This is a genomic window from Kitasatospora sp. MY 5-36, assembly GCF_001182915.1.
In the GTDB taxonomy this organism is placed as follows: domain Bacteria; phylum Actinomycetota; class Actinomycetes; order Streptomycetales; family Streptomycetaceae; genus Kitasatospora.
Genome location: NZ_LFVW01000074.1, coordinates 1 through 792, shown reverse-complemented (window position 1 = coordinate 792; position 792 = coordinate 1). Strand labels below are relative to the sequence as shown.

Here is a 792-nt window from a genome sequence, read left to right as displayed (position 1 = left end):
CTGTCGCGGCTGCTGTCGGCGAAGGTCGGCGGCGCCACGGTGCTGGACGAGTTGACGGCCGGCCGGGACCTCGACGCGTTCGTGCTGTTCTCGTCGGGCGCGGGTGTCTGGGGCAGCGGCGCTCTGGCTGGCTATGCGGCGGCGAACGCGCACCTGGACGCGTTGGTGGAGGACCGCCGCTCTCGTGGTCTGGTGGCCTCGTCGGTCGCGTGGGGCCTGTGGGCCGGCGTCGGCATGGCGGCCGGCTCCGGTGGTGAGCGGTTGCGCGAGTTCGGTATGGAGGGCATCGACGGACGCCGGGGCATGCTGGCCTTGGGCCAGGTCCTGGACGCCGGTGAGGGCGCGATGGTGGTGGCCGGCTTCGACTGGCCGCAGTTCGTGCCGACCTACACCCTCTACCGGGCCAGCCGTCTGCTGGCGGACCTTCCCGAGGTCCGCGCGGTCCTGGCCGCCGAGGCCGCCGTCACCACGACGACCGAGGAAGTCGGCGCGTGGGCAAGCCGGTTGGTCGGGATGCCGGTCGCTGAGCAGCGCCAGGTCCTGACCGACCTGGTCCGGGGCCACGCGGCCGCGGTCCTCGGCTACGACTCGGCGGACGACGTGCTGCCGCAACGCGCGTTCAAGGAGCTGGGCTTCGACTCCGTCGGAGCCGTCGAGCTGCGGAACCGCCTCTCCAAGGAGGTCGGTGTCAAGCTGGCCTCCACGATGGTCTTCGACCACCCGAACGCCACCGCCCTCGCGGACTACCTGCGGGGCGAACTCGTCGGCACCGGCGGCCAGACGGCCCAGGCC

Annotated in this window: 1 protein-coding gene; it reads left to right on the top strand. The window is 72.9% G+C overall.

Annotated elements, in window-relative coordinates; genetic code table 11:
- Window positions 1-792: beta-ketoacyl reductase (locus tag AE652_RS06395; protein ID WP_049650177.1), on the top strand; the 792-nt coding region annotated here is incomplete at both ends.